Origin of the sequence: Robiginitalea myxolifaciens, from assembly GCF_900115205.1 — a bacterium.
In the GTDB taxonomy this organism is placed as follows: domain Bacteria; phylum Bacteroidota; class Bacteroidia; order Flavobacteriales; family Flavobacteriaceae; genus Robiginitalea; species Robiginitalea myxolifaciens.
In genome coordinates this window covers 624,103-642,547 of the sequence record NZ_FOYQ01000002.1, presented here as the reverse complement: position 1 = coordinate 642,547, position 18,445 = coordinate 624,103, and the positions used below count along the sequence as shown (strand labels likewise).

General features: G+C 50.3%; 9 protein-coding genes. 1 reads left to right on the top strand and 8 read right to left on the bottom strand.

The genetic code is table 11. The features are described from left to right. Positions 1-23: 23 nt before the first annotated feature. Positions 24-9,596 (top strand): malectin domain-containing carbohydrate-binding protein, encoded by a 9,573-nt coding sequence (locus BM318_RS10825; protein WP_245759811.1) that lies wholly within the window; start codon positions 24-26, stop codon positions 9,594-9,596. Positions 9,597-9,694: 98 nt separating this feature from the next. Here BM318_RS10825 and BM318_RS10820 read toward each other — a convergent pair whose 3' ends face one another. The 8 genes from BM318_RS10820 to thrA form a co-directional block, all read right to left on the bottom strand. After that, on the bottom strand, positions 9,695-10,405 hold the full coding sequence (locus BM318_RS10820; RefSeq protein WP_092982622.1) for a YebC/PmpR family DNA-binding transcriptional regulator: 711 nt from the start codon (positions 10,403-10,405) through the stop codon (positions 9,695-9,697). Positions 10,406-10,443: 38 nt separating this feature from the next. Then, positions 10,444-10,731, bottom strand: a complete 288-nt coding sequence (locus BM318_RS10815; protein WP_092982621.1) for a 4a-hydroxytetrahydrobiopterin dehydratase — start codon at positions 10,729-10,731, stop codon at positions 10,444-10,446. 88 nt (positions 10,732-10,819) lie between these two features. Further along, positions 10,820-11,533 (bottom strand): flavodoxin family protein, encoded by a 714-nt coding sequence (locus BM318_RS10810; RefSeq protein WP_092982620.1) that lies wholly within the window; start codon positions 11,531-11,533, stop codon positions 10,820-10,822. 51 nt (positions 11,534-11,584) lie between these two features. Further along, positions 11,585-12,409 (bottom strand): sugar nucleotide-binding protein, encoded by an 825-nt coding sequence (locus BM318_RS10805; RefSeq protein ID WP_092982619.1) that lies wholly within the window; start codon positions 12,407-12,409, stop codon positions 11,585-11,587. 3 nt (positions 12,410-12,412) lie between these two features. Beyond that, positions 12,413-13,498 carry a glycine cleavage system aminomethyltransferase GcvT gene (gene gcvT, locus BM318_RS10800; RefSeq protein ID WP_092982618.1) on the bottom strand — a complete coding sequence of 362 codons (1,086 nt, stop codon included), beginning with the start codon at positions 13,496-13,498 and terminating at the stop codon, positions 12,413-12,415. A gap of 70 nt (positions 13,499-13,568) precedes the next feature. Further along, positions 13,569-14,912: a threonine synthase gene (thrC, locus tag BM318_RS10795; protein WP_092983501.1), complete on the bottom strand. Its 1,344-nt coding sequence runs from the start codon at positions 14,910-14,912 to the stop codon at positions 13,569-13,571. A gap of 51 nt (positions 14,913-14,963) precedes the next feature. After that, positions 14,964-15,929, bottom strand: coding sequence for a homoserine kinase (locus BM318_RS10790; protein WP_092982617.1), 966 nt, complete (start codon positions 15,927-15,929; stop codon positions 14,964-14,966). A 10-nt stretch (positions 15,930-15,939) separates the two neighbouring features. Then, a complete protein-coding gene (gene thrA, locus BM318_RS10785; protein ID WP_092982616.1) occupies positions 15,940-18,378 on the bottom strand; it encodes a bifunctional aspartate kinase/homoserine dehydrogenase I in 2,439 nt (812 codons plus the stop codon). Between the last annotated feature and the right edge of the window lie 67 nt (positions 18,379-18,445).

Sequence of the window (18,445 nt, the reverse complement as noted above, 5' to 3'; positions counted from 1 at the left end):
ACCAACTCGCAAAGACTTCTTTTATGAATCTTTACACCCCACCCACAACGCGGAAGCGACGCTTCCCCAGCACTTTCTTTGTACTATTGGCAGGCCTGTTTTTTGGCCTGCTGGGGGGTATGCAAACCCTTGAAGCGCAAGCTTTTGGACAGAGCACCCTCAACTTTAATGGTAATGGAGGAGTCAATAATGCTACTTCCCTCATGTTCGGACCTGATGGAAGGCTGTATGTACTAAATCTGAATGGTACAATTGACATTTTTACTATTCAACAGGTTGGCGCGGACGACTATGAAGTAATCGCTTCTGAGGAACTCTCGTTTGTCAAGGATATCCCCAACCATAATGACGATGGAAGTTCCACCAGTGGAAATAACCGGGAGGCAACTGGTCTGACTATGGCCGGTACGCCAACAAATCCGATTATTTATGTAACCTCCAGTGATTCACGTGTTGGGGGCCCCAGTGGAGACAAGGATCTGGACACCAACAGTGGGGTAATTACCCGATTAACCTGGAATGGTGTGAGCTGGGATGTGGTTGATATTGTGCGGGGATTACCGCGATCTGAAGAGAACCACGCGACCAATGGTTTGGAATTTGCCACAATCGGAGGGGTAGACTTTTTGATTGTCTCCTCCGGAGGGCATGCCAATGCCGGGGCACCTTCCGATAACTTCGCCTGGACTACAGAATATGCGCTGTCCGCTGCGGTATTATCGGTAAACCTGACCATGCTGGAGGGAATGTCCATTTTGAATGATGGTGTTCGCGATTACATCTATGACATTCCAACCCTTGATGATCCTACGCGCCCGAATGTGAACGGGATTACGGATCCCGACGTTGCCGGTTATAACGGAATCGACGTTGGAGATCCCTGGGGAGGAAATGATGGGTTGAACCAGGCCATGATCGTCCTTGGAGGTCCGGTACAAATCTATTCACCCGGGTACCGCAACACTTACGATTTAGTAATCACCGAGGATGGAAAACTCTTTGTAACCGATAATGGAGCCAACGGAGGTTGGGGAGGTTTACCGGAGAACGAGGGCCTAAAAGATGGGATGGGGAATTCCCTGGTCACGAACAATTATTTGCCTGGGGAACCAGGTAGTAGTTCAGCCACAGGAGGCGAACAGGTCGACAATCAGGATCACCTGACCATGGCCACGGACAATATTCAAACCTATGTACCTGGTAGCTTTTACGGGGGGCATCCCACTCCTGTTCGTGCAAACCCAACGGGTGCCGGGCTTTTTACCAATCCCGAAGAGAACTCTTATAATCCGGCTACGGCTGTGTTCCGAACGCTGATTTACGACCCGGACGGCACCCGGGGCGGGGTCGCCGCAGGATACACCAATGATCCATCTATAGGACTTCCGGCCAACTGGCCTCCAGTACCCCCTTCGTTGGCAAATCCGGATGAAGGCGACTGGAGAGGACCTACGGTAAACAATCCAGATGGTCCCAACGATGTACTGGTAACCACCTGGCAGAACAACAGTAATGGGATTGACGAGTATACCTCGACCATATTTACGGGAACTGAAAGTATGCAAGGCGATCTGATCGCCGGAAGAAATGGTGGTGGAAATCTCCACCGCGTGCAGTTGAATCCCGATGGGAGTCTGCAAAACCTATCGCAAAATTTTATTTCCGGTTTAGGAGGGAACGCCCTCGGGATTACCTGTAACAGTGATTCAGATCCTTTCCCGGGAACCATTTGGGTAGCCACTTTCAATACCAACATTGTGATTCTGGAGCCCAAACCTTCTATTGTATGTATTGATCCTGCGGACCCCAGCTGGGATCCCAACGGAGATATCGATGGGGACGGGTATACTAACCAGGACGAAATCGACAATGGAACCGATCAATGTAATGGTGGATCTCAACCCAATGATTTTGACAAGGCTGCCGGTGGCAGTCCATTGGTTTCGGATTTGAACGACGAAGACGATGATAATGATGGTATCCTGGATGCCAATGACCCCTTGCAACTCGGGGATCCGTTGGATTCCGGATCCGATGCCTTTGATCTTCCGGTTTTAAACGACCTGCTTTCGGATAACCTGGATTTACAGGGATATCTGGGTCTTGGATTTACCGGGCTTATGAATAATGGTGCGGTAAACCCCAACTATCTCGAATGGCTCGATGTCATTGGCGGGGGTCCTAATCCAAACGATATTCTCGGGGGTGCCGTAGGGGCCATGACCATGCAAATGACTGAAGGTACTGCCTTGGGTGGAGCCAATACCCAGGAAAAAGCCTTCCAGTATGGCGTAAATGTTGACCAAAGCCTGAGCAGTTTTACCGTAGAAGGCCGGCTCTTCAACTTTACAGATCCCTTGCAGCTCTACGGAACCTCTGCTCCGGCTAATGGAGAGATAGGCTTATTCATCGGGGACGGAACCCAGAGCAACTATATCAAGTTTGTCCTGAACCAAAATGGCTTACAGGGCTTACAAGAGGTCGGGGATTCCCCTGGAACTCCGGTAGATTTGGCCATTTCCACAGGGAATAGGCCTACGAACGATATTGTTCTCTTTTTTGTTGTCACTCCTACGTCCGGCGAGGTAAGCCTGCAGTATAAGATAGACGGAGGAACCATGCAGACCCTGACAACTTTCACCGCGCAGGGAAGTATACTTGCAGCTATCCAGAATACCAATACCCCTTTAGCCGTAGGACTAATCGGTTCTTCGAATACACCCGGGACCGAAGTGGAAGGCACCTGGGATTACCTCTATGTTCAGGCGAGTCAGCCCACAGTTCAGCAGGCGATTCCGGATGTTTCTGTCTTAGTCGGCGCTTCCCCTACCAGCTTCAACCTGGATGAGTACTTTGCCGATGACGGAGGAGACGCCAATCTTACCTATACCGTCCAAAGCAACTCCAATCCTTCGATAGGGGCAACAGTTAATAATAATTCACTGGATCTGGTATTTCCAGGATCAGAGGCTTCCTCCACCATAGTGGTCCGGGCAACTGATGGATCTGGCTTGTTTATCGAACAAACCTTTGTGGTGACCGTATCCGACGAACCAATCCCAGTCGTGCGAATTCGGGCCAATGGTGCTACGATTTCAGCAACAGATGCCCCCAACCCGGATTGGGTGGGCGTTACGGCAACAGGCGCACAAAACGGCACCTCTAACGGATTTGCCTGGTCGGTAAATACCGGTAACCACTCTACCCACAACATCACCGGGCGGGATGCTTCTGTTCCGGCGTATGTGCCCCAGGCAATTTTCGCTAATGAACGCTGGGACCCCGGAGCCAATCCGGAAATGGAATGGTCCATTACCCTTCCCAATCAGGACTATATTGTTCGCCTTTATATGGGGAATGGGTTCGGCGGAACATCGGCTGCAGGCCAACGGGTTTTTGACATCAGCATCGAAGGGGCTTTGGTCCAGAACGACCTCGATTTGATCCCCACCTTCGGACATCAGACAGGAGGAATGTTGGAATACAATGTAACCCTGAGCGATGGTACATTGAATATCCTCTTTGAGCACGTGGTGGAGAATCCATTGGTTAATGGAATCGAAATCCTCACCGTTGGCGGGGCTACCGCGCCGCTGGCTGTAGATCCGATAGCCAATCAATCCAGTTTTGAGGGTGATCTGGTTAATGTGGATATTATCAATGCTTCCGGGGGAGATCCTGGTGAAAACTTTGGCTATGCACAAACCGGACTTCCTCCCGGATTAGTCCTGGAACCTACCACTGGAAACATCAATGGTACAATTTCTGCCGGTGCCGCTGCTTCCAGCCCTTACGCGGTTACCATCACGGTAACCAAACCGGGAAGTACCCCAGTTAACACCAACTTCACTTGGACGGTGTTGGATCCGAGTGTCTCAGGAACTGCCTTATATCGTGTGAATGCAGGAGGTGCTTCTACAGCAAGCACCGATGCCGATCCCACGCCCTGGGCGGCAGATCAGGCAGCGGGAACAGCAAATGGCACTGCAGTGCTTGGAACGCCGTCGCCTTATGTAAATACAGCTGCTGAAGACATCACCTTCGGGGTGGTGCAACCAGGTGCTTTTACGAATACAACGGGGTATCCCAATGATATTTTCCTGGTTGAGCGCTACAATACGCTGGCTGTACCCGATAACATGCAATGGGACTTCCCTGTGGCTAACGGATTCTATACAGTGAATCTCCTATTCGCTGAAGTATGGACCGGAGCTCAGGCTGCCGATATTCGGGAATTTGATGTGGTGATCGAAGGGGCTTTGGTCCTCGATAACCACGACCAGACCGAAGTCTATGGTTGGGCTACGGCTGCCGTTGAATCATTCCTGGTGGAAGTTACCGATGGGAACCTCGATATCGACTTTATCATGGAGATCCAGAATCCCGCCATCAAGGGGATCGAAATACTCCCTGCAGATCCGCCCGCTTCTCTGGAATGGACCGATCAGACCGATGACGAGAATTACACTGCCCGGCATGAATGCTCCTTCGTTCAGGCAGGGGATAAGTTTTATCTCTTCGGTGGGCGGGAAAATTCGCAAACCCTCGATGTTTATGACTATCAAACTAAAACCTGGACTCAGGGGCTGGCGAATGCTCCCGCAGCATTTAACCACTTCCAGGCCGTTGAATATGGAGGACTTATCTGGATTATAGGTGCCTTTAAGGACAATGGTTTCCCAAATGAAACCCCTGCCGATTTTGTCTGGGCTTACAACCCGGCCACGGACACCTGGATTCAGGGACCTGCGGTTCCTGCCGGTCGCAAACGCGGTTCAGCCGGATTGGTGGTCTATGACGACAAATTCTATGTTGTCGGCGGAAATACTATTGGCCACAATGGTGGTTATATCGAATGGTTCGACCAGTTCGATCCCGCAACGGGAGTCTGGACCCAACTTCCGGACGCTCCCAGGGCTCGGGACCACTTCCATGCCGGTGTAATTGGAGACAAGCTCTATGTTGCCGGAGGAAGACTTTCCGGTGGTGACGGAGGGGTTTTTGAGCCATTGATTGCCGAGGTAGATGTTTTTGACTTTACCTCAGGCACCTGGTCTACCTTACCCGCAGGGCAGAATCTGCCAACACCGCGGGCTGCTGCCTCGGTTGGCGTCTTCCAAAATGAATTGTACGTTATTGGGGGTGAGATTGCTTCTGATTTGAGTGGTACTCCGGTTAACGATGCGGTCAAGACCACGGAGTCCTTTAATCCTAGCTCAGGAATCTGGACCCCACGTGCCGATCTGATTACCGAAAGACACGGAACCCAGGCCATTGTCTCCGGAAACGGAATCCATGTCGCCGCTGGTTCCAGCTCCCAGGGAGGAGGAGGAACCATGAAGAATATGGAGTTCTACGGAACAGACAATCCTTCGGGTACAGCCCTGACTGCAGGTCAGCTAAGCGCGGGGAATTCCTTGAATGTACCTCTGGGAGGGACTGCGACTATACCAATAAACCATACCGGTGGAAATACCGGGGTCATTCTCTCCGATATCCAATTCTCCGGGACCAATTCCGGAAGTTTTGTGGTGGCTAGCAGTGGTTTCCACTTTATACCCGTAGGCGGAAGTTTTGATCTGGAAATTGAGCACGTTGGGGCGGCGGTAGACGAATCTGCCACCATGACCCTGGTGTATGGAGATGGTAGCTTCCTTCAGGTTGGCTTACTGTCCGGGGCCGTGGAGCCCACAATCCTGTATCGCGTTAATGCCGGAGGTCCGGCTATAGCCGCTGCAGATGCCTCTACACCGGATTGGAGTGCCGATACCGGTGTCTTCGGAGCTGCTGGTAACTCACAATATCTGGTAGGGGGTACCCCTAGCAATGGGACCTATACTGGCGATGCCGGAAGTGCCCATGCCGGACCCATTATCATGACCGATCCATCGCTGGCTTCGATTCCAGGAGCCCCATCCGCTGTATTCAATACGGAAAGATGGGATCCCGCCGATACCCCAACACAGTCAGAAATGACCTGGGCGTTCCCGGTTGCAGCTGGGACCGAGGTCGAGGTTACGCTGTTGTTTGCTGAATTGTTTGGCGGAATCACGGCTGCGGGAGAACGCGTCTTTGACGTGTCGGTAGACGGGGTTATTCCTCCTGTATTCGATGATATCGATCCGTACGGGACTACCGGGCCAAAAGGCGCTTTTGCCTTAAGCTACAGCTTTATTTCAGATGGAACAGTAGATCTGGTTTTCCTCCACGTAACGGAGAATCCTGCCCTTAAGGGAATTCAAATTGCTACTGTAGGCGGAGGCTCTGGGAATTTTGCGCCACTGGTAACCAATCCAGGCGCCCAACAGGGTGTAGATGGCGATCTCGTTAACCTGCAGATTCTCGCTTCAGATGACGAAGACTGTGGGGAGCTTTTGTATGAAGCAACTGGTCTGCCGCCTTCGCTGAGCATTGATCCGGCCACCGGATTGATTAGCGGTACCTTGGATGCCGGAACGGGATCAGGAACACCAGGAGCATTTATCGAAGACAATGGCCTGGTGGTTATAGAGATGGAAAATAACGGGGCTATAGGCGGAAACTGGAAAAACGCTTCGAATACCACAGCTCCTGATATTAATAGTCCGGGTACAGCAGCCGGGGATGACTTTATCGTTTGGGAAGGTGGCCAATTCCTGGGTAGTCCGGGTAATGGGCTGCTTACTTATCCGGTACAAATTACCACACCCGGGGTGTATCGTTTCCAATGGCACAACCAGGTTGGTCTTGGGAATTCCGGAACGGAACACAATGATACCTGGTTAAAGATCGAAGGCGATGCTTTCTACGGTCAGAAAACCGGCAGTACGGTTTGTCCAAAAGGATTTAACTCCGCGGAAAACGACTGTACCGGGTCAGCGCCCAATGGTGCGGGCTCTGGCGGCTGGTTCAAGATTTATGCGAGCCAGGGGGTTAACTGGGGCTGGTCTACATTTACCAGTGACAATGACGGACATCCCATATTTGTTCGCTTCGATGAGGCCGGAACCTATAATATTCTGGTTTCTGCCCGATCCAGCAATCACGTGATCGATAGGATGGTATTGACCCTGGAATCGCAGTACAATGCCAACTTTGGCAAAAACCTGAATTTGGCCGAATCTGCCCAGAATCCAATCGGGGCACCGGGTGCTTCTGCAGACAGTCCTTACGATATCACGGTCACCGTTACGGATAACTGTGATCCTGCCTTGAGCAGCGAAGTGAGTTTCGTCTGGAATGTTACCCAGGTACCGGTAGGAAACCCAGAGGCTTTTGTCCAGGTTACCGCCGGGGCAGGTCTGGGATCATCTACTTTTGGGAATAACTCCTTCCTGATCCAGAATACCGGGGATGATCGCATAACCCAGGTTACGATAAATACCCTCACAGGGTATATGATGGATGTTGTCTTTGATCCGGTGGGAACCGCTGGAGATAACGGCGCGAAATGCCTGACCGAAGGTTCTAATTCCGTTGGAGATGTGGGTATTACGGTACCTGCCGATGGCGGATCGGACTTCGATGATTGTGAGAGCGTATTTGATGTTCCACATAACGGGGTCGACAACGACGAAGGATACGATCAGATGACCCTGGAGTTCACCAACTTTGATCCGGGCGAAGCATTTGCCTTTGGGGTGGATATGGATCCAACCAGTATTAAGGGCGATCTGAGCACCGGGGATGCCGGTTCGATCTCCGGATTTGAACTTATCGGGGCTACAGTTACCATAACTTTTGCCAGTGGGGTTACCTATACTTCGAGCTTATACGACGAGGGTTCTGTTGGAGGTTCCGACGTCCTGATCAATCAGGCTTCACAAATGCTGGCTGTACCTGCGATACAGATCGACGGTTCTACTGCCAACCGTTTGGTAACTGACGCAAACCAACTGGTTACTGTAACCGGTAACCCAGGAGAGACTGTGAGTCTGCTCCGCGTGGACGGTCGTTTGTACATTGATCCGGGGAATCCTACCGTAGGTTATGATTTAGACCTCTTTGAGGCCAATGAGGCCATGACCAAGCAGTTATATACTGCGGTTCTGGACGGTACGGGGACCGCACAAGTACCTGTGGTGCTCACTCAGACGCCTGGGGCTCCTGGTACTCCTGATGGAGGCCTGAACCATTTCATTGCGGTAACTACTGAACCTGGCGGAGGAAATAGCCTGGCTTCAAATGTAATTGTCTTGGAATACGATCCGGATGCCGTTGTTGCACCTGCCGCTATTGTAGAAATCACACCCGATGGAGACTTGGGCGCCAGCACGTATAGCAACAATAGTTTCCAGATTACCAATACGGCCACCGGCGGACTGCAAATCACTAATGTAACCATTGACCTGAGTACTGGAATCCTTCCGGATATGGTCTTTGACCCGGTAGGGGCAGGGGGAGATGCAACTGCAAGCTGTCTGACAGCAAATCTTGGTTCTGTCGCTACAGGATTTACCGTTCCTACGGATCCTTGCGTTGATCCGTTCAGCCAACCCAGAAACGGAGGTTTCGATATCATAAGTCTGGACTTTACCGAATTTGACCCGGGAGAAGAATTCCAGTTTACGGTCGATGTCGATCCGAATAGTATCCAGGGGGTTGCCGGTGCAGGCGCTGCTGGTGCAGTATCGGGTTATGAATTGATCGGTGCAACCATTACCATAACCTACAGTGATAGTTCTGTTCTGGTTGGTAAAATCTATGAGGACGGTAGTCTTGGAGGCGGACAAATGATTGCAGAGGCTGCGGCGCCAGCTACCCCAAGCATTTCGATGGTAGGGGTTGGTGTTGGCCCGGCCATAGTCAACGATCTGAATCAGGTAGTTCAGGTTACAGGATCGCCCGGAGACTTCGTTTCCCTGTTGCAAATGGATTCCAGATTGTATATCGCTTCTGGGGATCCACCGTTTAACGTTCCTGACGAGACGTATTATGCCAATGAGGCAATGTCCGGTAAAACCCTTTACGCAGGTCAAATCCCTGCTGGAGGAACCCTGGATATTCCGATAACTATGTTGGTAACTCCGGGAGGCGGGGCTACGCCTGATGGTGGACTCAACCATTTTGTAGCCGTGACTTCGGAGATTGCCTATTTGCCGGATTGGCCAACCAGCCAGACGTCGAACATTGTAACGGTGCTCTACGATCCGAATTTTGTGGACACTTCGTTAAATGTCAGCGCTACCTTGCAATCCCGTACCGATCATAGTGGGGATTATACGGTGAAGCTCTATCAGAATGGTGCCCTCATCTATGATTTGGTAGGTACGGCAGATGCTTCCGGTAATATGAGTATTCCGGGAATTGCACCTGGCACCTACGAGGTAGCCGTGAAGTATCCGAATTCACTCCAGGCTGTTGAAACGGTAGTCGTGGATGCCACTGGAGGTACTGCTGCCATGGGTGAATTACCCATGGGTGATGCCAATGGTGACAACCTGGTAACGTTTATAGACTTTTCTATATTGGCGAGTACATTCAATCTCACCAGTGCAGATACTGGGTACATCGCCGGTGCAGATTTTAATGGATCGGGCAGTGTTACCTTTGTAGACTTTTCGATACTAACTGCAAACTTCAATACGGCAGGGGAGGAGCCAACCCCTGCGCCGTAGCGCAATGCTTGTACTAGCTGAACAAAAAAGCCCCTGCGATCGCAGGGGCTTTTTTTATGTTTTCATTATTCAAGCGGTATCGCTGACTTAAGACAGGATTATTCCTCCATATTGTGAAAAACATTCTGGACATCGTCGTCCTCTTCGATGAGTTCCAATAATTTTTCAACATCAGCAGCCTCTTCCTCCCCCAGGGCTTTACTTACCTGCGGGATACGATCAAAACCAGAGGAGCGGATTTCAATTTCCCGGGATTCCAATTCTTTCTGGATAGCACCGAAAGACTCGAAAGGTGCATAGATATGCAAGCCATCTTCGTCTTCGAAGACTTCCTCGGCCCCAAAGTCTATGAATTCAAGTTCCAATTCCTCCGGGTCAATTCCTTCCGGATTCACGCAGAAATTACAGGTGTGATCGAACATAAATTCAACAGAACCTGAGGTTCCCAGACTTCCGTCGCATTTATTGAAATAAGATCGGATGTTAGCAACGGTCCGCGTATTATTGTCCGTAGCCGTTTCTATCAGTATGGCAATACCGTGAGGGGCATACCCCTCAAAAAGCACTTCCTTAAAATCTCCCTGGGATTTGTCAGAAGCCCGTTTAATCGCCCGTTCAATGTTGTCCTTGGGCATATTCAAGGACTTGGCATTCTGTATTACGGCGCGCAGGCGGGAGTTGTGGTCCGGATCCGGCCCTCCTTCCTTTACAGCCATTACAATGTCTTTACCTACTCGGGTGAAGGCTTTGGACATGGCCGCCCACCGTTTCATTTTCCGAGCCTTGCGGAATTCAAATGCTCTTCCCATGTTTTAATTTTTGAGGATGCACAAAAATAGAAAATCCACTAAGACGTATGGATCAGGGCCTCTATGGTTGCGGCAAGTTTAAAGTCTTTCTCCGTAACGCCACCCGCGTCGTGGGTATTGAGGCGGATTTCCAATTGATTATAAACGTTAGTCCAGTTCGGATGGTGGTTCTGTGCTTCACATTCAAACGCTATACGCGTCATCAGGGTAAAAGCTTCCCGAAAATCCTGGAATTCCAGGGTTGTGGTCAGGGCATTGTCCTGAAATTCCCAACCCGAAAGATCTTTGAGTTTATCTGTGATCTCATTAATTGTAAGAGCTTCCATACGATATCTCCTTTTGGACGAAAATACAAATCAAACATGAGTTTAAAGGTATCATACTTGCTATGGAAAAGATATTTTTTCGCGGGGGCTAACTTCCACTTCGGTACTCCGGATTCTCAAAAGCCCATCGATTGCCATTTTCCCATTCCTCCCGTGAGTTACCCTTATTTGGATACCCTCCTGAACCCTTTAAAATATTAGCCAGATGCAATAGGTTGTAGGTCATGAAGGTGGTATTGCGATTGGTAAATTCATTATCCTTAGCCTTAGATTCAGGATCCAGGTAACTCGGCCCCGGTCCTATTTCGCCTAACCAACCGCTATCGGCTTGTGGAGGAATGCTATAGCCAATGTGTTGCAGGGCATACAAAATTCCCATCGCGCAGTGTTTTACCCCATCCTCATTACCCGTTATAATCGTTCCCCCAACTTTACCGTAAAACAAGTATTGTCCTTTTTCATTGACTTTACCAGACATGGCATACAGGCGTTCAATGACACGGGTACATATAGAAGAGCGTTCGCCGAGCCAGATAGGCGATCCCAGGATAAGAATGTCAGCTGCCATTACCCGCTCAAAGAGTTCTGGCCAGGCGTCTTCAGTAGCGCCATGAGCTGTCATATCAGGGTAGACCCCCGGAGCGATCACATGATCTACAGCACGGAAAGAATCAATTTCAACCCCTTCGGACCTCATGATATATTTACTAACCTCCATTAAGCCCTCGGTATGGCTCTGTTGTGGAGAAGGCTTCAAGGTGCAATTGATATACAGCGCTTTCAAGTCTTTAAAGTCAGACATGTCTTTTTCTTTAAATGTACGAGATTGAAAGCAGTAAAATGTGCGCTATCGCTATTTCCTGGGAATCATCAGGTCAATAACATCCTGACAAACGAACTGCAGGTTTTTCGGAAGTAACCGGTGCTTTGGCAAAACAGCCAGATAGCGCTCTTCGTTCGTAGTATATACCCGTTTTAGTAAAGGTAAGGTAGTGCCTAATTGATGGCAAACCTCCTTAATAAAATCTTCGTGGTGGACCAGGTCGCGTGAGCCCAGGTGGTAAATGCCACTCAGGCTGCGATTGATCATATAATGAATTTGCTGACTGAGCTTGTCGTCGCAAGTAACATTCATAACCAGGTTCGGAAATACTTCAATGGCCTCGCGGTTTTGCAAAGCCTGTTCTATTTCTTTGACCCGGGGGGAAGTGTTTCCGAATACCATCGGGAGCCGTACCAGCAACATGCGGGACTGTGGTAGTCTAAGGAGCATGTTTTCAATGCGGATTTTAAGGCGCCCATAGATACTCTCCGACAGGGTTTTGTCGTATTCGTATGAGGGATATTTACTGTAGGCGTCAAAGACATTGGCAGAAGAAAGAAAAATCAGCTGTCCCGGGTGTCGGCCCAGGTATTCTACCATATGGGTGTGTGCCTGGATCTGTGCCCCAAAGTCTCCGCGAAGCGCCGAAATAATTACATGCGGTTTAATTTCCTCCAGGAGGGCATAACTGTCGTCTTCCAGCATGTCGTAATGGACGAATTGTCCATTTCCTTCAAAGGCCCTGCGCGCATTGCAATAGGTGGCGTAGGTGTCAAAATAGGGTCCTAGTTCCTTATAGAGTGCCTGACCCAGAAATCCAGTGCCACCAAAAATAAGTATGCGTTTTTTCTCCAAGGATTACCCTTTATAAAAAGGTGGTTTGACAACTACAGCGCGTAGCAGGTTTTTTCTAATTTGTACAAAGATCTCGGTCCCTGGTTCCGAAAAGGCTACCGGAACATATCCCATGCCGATTCCTTTGCCCAGGCTGGGTGCCATGGTTCCGGAGGTTACCTGCCCGATGCCAAGCCCCTCTTCATCGGCAATGATATAGTCCTTTCTTGGAATTCCCCGCTCCAGCAGTTCAAATCCTACCAATTTGCGGCTAATCCCCATCTCCTTCTGTGTTTCGAGCCAGGTTTTACCGGTGAAGTCTTTGGTAAATTTGGTGATCCACCCCAGTCCTGCTTCTAAGGGACTGGTAGTGTCGTCAATATCGTTGCCGTAGAGGCAGTATCCCATTTCCAATCGGAGCGTATCCCGGGCTGCCAGCCCTATTGGTTGAATATCGTATGTTGCTCCTGCTTCCATAACCTTGTTCCAAATCTGCTCCACCTCGGAATTCTTGCAGTATATTTCAAATCCTCCCGATCCGGTATATCCCGTTGCAGAAATAATCACGTAAGGGATATCCGCAAAGTCAGCGACCTCAAAACTGTAAAAGGGGATAGCCGTTAAATCAACTGAAGTTAGCGACTGCATGGCTTCTGCAGCCTTAGGTCCCTGAATGGCCAGTAGGGAGTAATCATCAGAAATATTCCGAAGCTCCGCCCCAACGTGTTCATTGATTTCAGAGATATGATCCCAGTCTTTCTGAATATTGGCCGCATTGACTACGAGCATATAGGTATCCTCTTTTACCCGATAGACAATCAGGTCGTCGACAATTCCGCCTCCGGCATTAGGCATGCAACTATACTGCGCTTTCCCGATAACCAGTTTAGAGGCATCATTGGAACAAGCTTTCTGAACCAGGTCAAGTGCATTGGGACCCTCTACCAGGAATTCCCCCATATGGCTTACGTCAAAGACCCCAACACCCTTGCGAACACACTCGTGTTCGGCATTTACCCCGGCGTAGGAAACCGGCATTAAATAGCCGGCAAAGGGAACCATTTTTGCGCCAAGTGACTGATGTACAGCGGTTAAGGCAGTTTCTTTCATGGACCAAAATTTTATCGTCCAAAGGTATTGAAAATACTTCGTTTCGGGAAGGCGAAATGGGGTAATGGAATCAGGAGGAAGTCAGCAAGAATTCCCGTAATTGCCCATAGGTATCGATACTGTCAAATTCTTTCTTTCCCTTCATTACTGCACTGATCTGCGGAGGGATTTCAAGGTTGATTCCGAGGGTTTTTTCGACCTCAGGTCTGAATTTAATGGGATGGGCCGTTTCCAGGAAAATACCCGGAGTGCTTGCAGTTAAAGTAATTTCTTTGGCCTTTAGGGCAGCCTGTAACCCAAGGAACCCGACTGCCCCGTGTGGGTCACAGATATAGCCGCTTGCCTTGGCAACCTCCTGCATGGCCTGGCGTGTCTGCGCATCGGTAAACCGGAAGGCCGATATTTTTTCCCGAACCGCTTCCAAATCTCCATGGAATAATTCGTTAATCCGAACCCAATTACTCGGGTCGCTGACGTCCATGGCATTCGAAATAGTCGGTTGGGTTTTATGCGGGACATATTTCCCGGTAGCCAGATAGCGGGGAACCGTATCGTTGCTGTTCGTTGCGGCGACAAAATGTGCTGCCGGAAGTCCCATTTTATGGGCGAGGATTCCTGCGCAAATGTTTCCGAAGTTTCCGCTGGGCACAGAAAATACTGGCTCAGGCAGCTCATTACGGGAGTTCGCCTGGCTCTTATTATACATTTTGAGATAGGAGCGATAGGCAAGTACATAATACAAGAGCTGTGGCATCCAACGGGCCACATTGATACTGTTGGCCGAGGTCAGTGTAAGAGCAGAAAGCTCAGGATCCAGAAAGACTTCTTTTACCATATGCTGGCAGGCATCAAAATCCCCTTCGACCCGTAGCGCCTTGATATTTTTCCCAAGGGTGGTTAATTGGCGTTCCTGGATGTCACTCACCTTATCCCTGGGATAAAGGATCACTACTTCCACACCTTCCACACCCAAAAATCCACGGGCCACCGCACCTCCGGTATCGCCGCTGGTCGCTACCAAAACGGTGGTTTTCTTTTGCGCTCCCCGATTGAATTCCTCCAGACATCCCGCCATAAATCGGGCCCCTACATCTTTGAATGCCATAGTGGGACCGTGAAATAGTTCCAGGGAATAGCAATGTTCCCCAACAGCCACCAGGGGGAAATCAAAGCTGAGTGTATCGTTTAGAATTTGCTGTAATGCCGAATTCTCCAGCGATCCGGCCACCAGGGGTGCCATGAGTTCCAGGCCTATTTCGACAGGGCTTAATCCTGGTAATGCCTTCCAGAAATCCGCACTGATTTTAGGTATTTCAGTCGGAAAATACAGGCTCTTGTCCGGCGCAAGACCCCGAAGGACCGCAGTGCGGAAATCGGTTTGCGGAGATTGTCCGCTCAGGCTTCTGTATTCGATCGAAGACATATCTGTCAAATGGCTTGTTAAGCGTCTGCTTAGCTTACTTTGTTATTCGTTAGAAACTATTTGAACTCCCTGAGAATTAACCGGTCCCTGATAGGTATTAAAGGAGAGACCAATACCCTCGAAAGCTTCTGAGATGGCAGCTCCGGCGCGCTGGCAATTATCAGCCCCCTGGCAAAGAGCAAAAACAGAGGGCCCGGAGCCGGATATGCCGAAGCCAAGGGCACCTGATTTCAGGGCAGCCTCTTTCATTTCCGAAAATCCGGGAATTAGCAGGGAGCGAACCGGTTCAATAATCACATCTTCCAGCGAACGGCTTATGAGCCCGTAATCTTCCAGGAAAAACCCGGCCACCAGGCCACCGACATTTCCCCATTGACGAATCCCGTCCTGAAGGCTGATCCTGGTTTTCAGGACCTTGCGCGAATCTGAAGTTTTAAGTTCGATTTCCGGGTGCAATACATAGGCATATAAGGCATCAGGGCAAGGAATGGCAACGACATCCAGCGGATTTGAACTGCGTACCAGGGTGATCCCGCCGAAGAGGGCAGGGGCCACGTTGTCTGCATGGGCAGCACCACTGGCCAGGCGTTCCCCTTCCATTGCGAATTGAGTGAGTTCGGCGGGCGTGAATAGTTCACCCAATAAACGATTTACAGCCCAGACGGCACCGGCCGAGCTCGCTGCGCTACTTCCGATCCCGCTACCGGGTGCGATTCCTTTGCTGATTTGAAGTTTTACGCCCCCCGTGTAATCCGGGATGGCTTCCAGCAGTGCCTTCAGGGCTACCCCGGCAACGTTCTTATCTGTTTCCCTGGGGAGGTCCGCCCCTTCAATTTTGGAAATTTCTATCCCCGGATTTGTAGTTAGGCTTACCGTCAGCGTATCGCCCACACCGGAAAGCGCCAGTCCAAGTACATCGAAGCCACAGCTCAGGTTGGCAATAGTGGCCGGGGAAAGCACGGTCAGCGGTTGGTTATAGGGCAGGGATGTAGGGAGCGTCTTCTTCATGGTTGAGGCTTCATTTATTTCCCACGCGTATTATGTCTGCAAAAAGTCCGGATGCGGTTACATCCGCACCTGCCCCTGCACCCTTGATCACCAGAGGTTGTTCCGGATATCTGTCCGTGTAAAAAAGGACGATGTTATCGCTGCCCGAGAGATTGTAAAAATCGTGACCTTCCGGGATGGCTTCAAGCCCTACACTTGCTTTTCCGGAATCGAATACCGCCACGTATTTTAAGCGGGCGCCTGATTCGTTTGCTTGTTCATAGCGCTTGGCAAAATGGTCTTCCTCTGCCTCGAGGGCCTGCAGGAAGTCAGCAATGCTCTCGGCAGCCTGCGCCTTGGCCGGGAGGAAACTTTCGTTGGATATTTCATCGATATCCAGGGAATAGCCGCTTTCGCGGGCCAGGATCAGGATCTTCCGCATAACGTCCGATCCACTCAGATCAATGCGGGGGTCAGGTTCCGTGTATCCTTCCGCCATGGCCTGGCCGACTACCTCGGCGAATGGTTTTTCCCCGTTATAGGTATTAAAAACAAAGTTCAGGCTCCCTGAGAGTACTGCCCGAATTTTACGCACCTTATCTCCCGATAGGACCAGGTTTTTCAGTGTATCAATAACCGGCAGGCCAGCGCCGACATTGGTTTCGAAGAGGAAGGAGGCACCATATTGCCGTGAGAGCGATTTCAATTGGGAGTAATTTTCGTAGGCCGAAGAGCAGGCCAGCTTATTACAGGTTACCACGGAAATACTCCTTTTCAGGTATTTGGCATAGGTGCTGGATACCGTCTCACTGGCCGTGTTGTCTATCAGGATCGGGTTCCTCAAATTCAATGCGCTCACGCGCTGAAAGAATGACTCTAGATCGGCCTCTTCACCCTCCCCGAGGTATTCCTCCCAGGATTCCAGGTCTATTCCGGAGGTTTTGAAATTCATTTTGCGCGAATTCGACAATCCCACAACCCGCAATTGCAACTGCATTTCTTTCTTAAGCAGCTTCTGTTGTCGGCGAATCTGATCCAACAGCCGGGCCCCGACATTTCCAACTCCGACAATAAACAGGTTTAACTGTTTAACCTGTTCCTCGAAAAAGGCCTCGTGCAGCGTGTTCAACGCTTTCTTGACATCGGCCTGATCGATCACGGCGGAAATATTTCGCTCCGATGCTCCCTGGGCTATCGCGCGGATATTGACATTGTTTCGCCCCAGGGCACTGAACATCTTTCCGCTGAGCCCCTGGTGTTCCTTCATTTGATCCCCAACCAGGGCAATGATCGCCAATCCGGTTTCACTGACGACAGGATGGATATTACCACGTTCGATTTCATAGGCGAAAGCCGCATTGACTGCCTTTTCGGCCTGTTTGGATTGGCTTTGTGAAATCCCAACACAGATGGAATGCTCAGAAGAGGCCTGGGTGATAAAAACGATGTTGATCCCGGCTTCGGACAGCGTTTGGAAAAAACGCATACTGATCCCGGGAACCCCTACCATCCCGGGTCCTTCAAGGGAGAGTAAGCCTATGTCAGGCACATGGCTGATTCCCCTTACCGTACGCCCTTCAGGATTGCCATCAGCGTGTATTAAGGTCCCTGCAGACTCAGGCGCAAAGGTATTTTTAATGGCAATGGGAATAGCGCGTTCCAATACCGGTTGGATGGTTGGAGGGTACAGGACCTTTGCTCCAAAATGGGAAAGTTCCATAGCTTCCTCGTAGGAAATCAAGGGGATGGGTCGCGCTTGTTTCACCGTCCTGGGGTTGGCAGTGTACATGCCACTGACATCGGTCCAGATTTCCAGAATTTCCGCTTCGGCCCCTGCTGCCAAAAGTGCCGCGGTAAAATCAGATCCCCCGCGTCCCAGTGTAGTGGTATTTCCCGAAGCTGAAGCGGCAATAAAACCTGGAAAAACAAGTATTCCTTCTGTAGCTGCTTTCAGCTCAGCAATAGCTTTGAATGTGGCGCTCTGCTGTACCCGGGCGCTCCCGTAATGCTCATCGGTCAGGATAATTTCACGGCTATCCTTTACACCGGCTTCCATTCCTTCACTTCGGTAATAAGCAGCGACCAGAAAGGAGGAAAGCAGTTCGCCGTAGCTTACGATGCCGTCCTGAAGTTTCGGGGTAATTTCTCCAATGAGGGAGGCACCCTCCAGCAAGGATTCCAACTGGTTGATCTGTCCTTTAATTTCACCTACCACAGCTGCCTGATTTCCAGGAGGAATCAGGGCTTTTACGGTTTCCAGGTGCCGAACTTCAATTTCCTTGAGTAATTCCTGGTATTTGGCGTCTTTCCTGGAGGCAGCCAGAGAGGCTTCCAACAGCAAATCCGTGATTCCCCCTAAGGCGGATACCACTACCCATACAGATTGCTCGCAACTGGCTACTATTTTCTGGGTGGCGCGAATGGCATCGGCATGTGCCACCGAAGAACCACCAAATTTCAGGACTTTCATTATAATACGGGCCTATCCGGCCAAAATTAGGCTATTTGGGAAGGGCGGACAAACCCCCTCAAATTTT

Bases quoted from the DNA above. Each gene is read 5' to 3' on its own strand.
- BM318_RS10825 (WP_245759811.1), top strand. From the start codon at position 24: ATGAATCTTTACACCCCACCCACAACGCGGAAGCGACGCTTCCCCAGC.
- BM318_RS10820 (WP_092982622.1), bottom strand. From the start codon at position 10,405: ATGGGAAGAGCATTTGAATTCCGCAAGGCTCGGAAAATGAAACGGTGG.
- BM318_RS10815 (WP_092982621.1), bottom strand. From the start codon at position 10,731: ATGGAAGCTCTTACAATTAATGAGATCACAGATAAACTCAAAGATCTT.
- BM318_RS10810 (WP_092982620.1), bottom strand. From the start codon at position 11,533: ATGTCTGACTTTAAAGACTTGAAAGCGCTGTATATCAATTGCACCTTG.
- gcvT (WP_092982618.1), bottom strand. From the start codon at position 13,498: ATGAAAGAAACTGCCTTAACCGCTGTACATCAGTCACTTGGCGCAAAA.
- BM318_RS10790 (WP_092982617.1), bottom strand. From the start codon at position 15,929: ATGAAGAAGACGCTCCCTACATCCCTGCCCTATAACCAACCGCTGACC.
- thrA (WP_092982616.1), bottom strand. From the start codon at position 18,378: ATGAAAGTCCTGAAATTTGGTGGTTCTTCGGTGGCACATGCCGATGCC.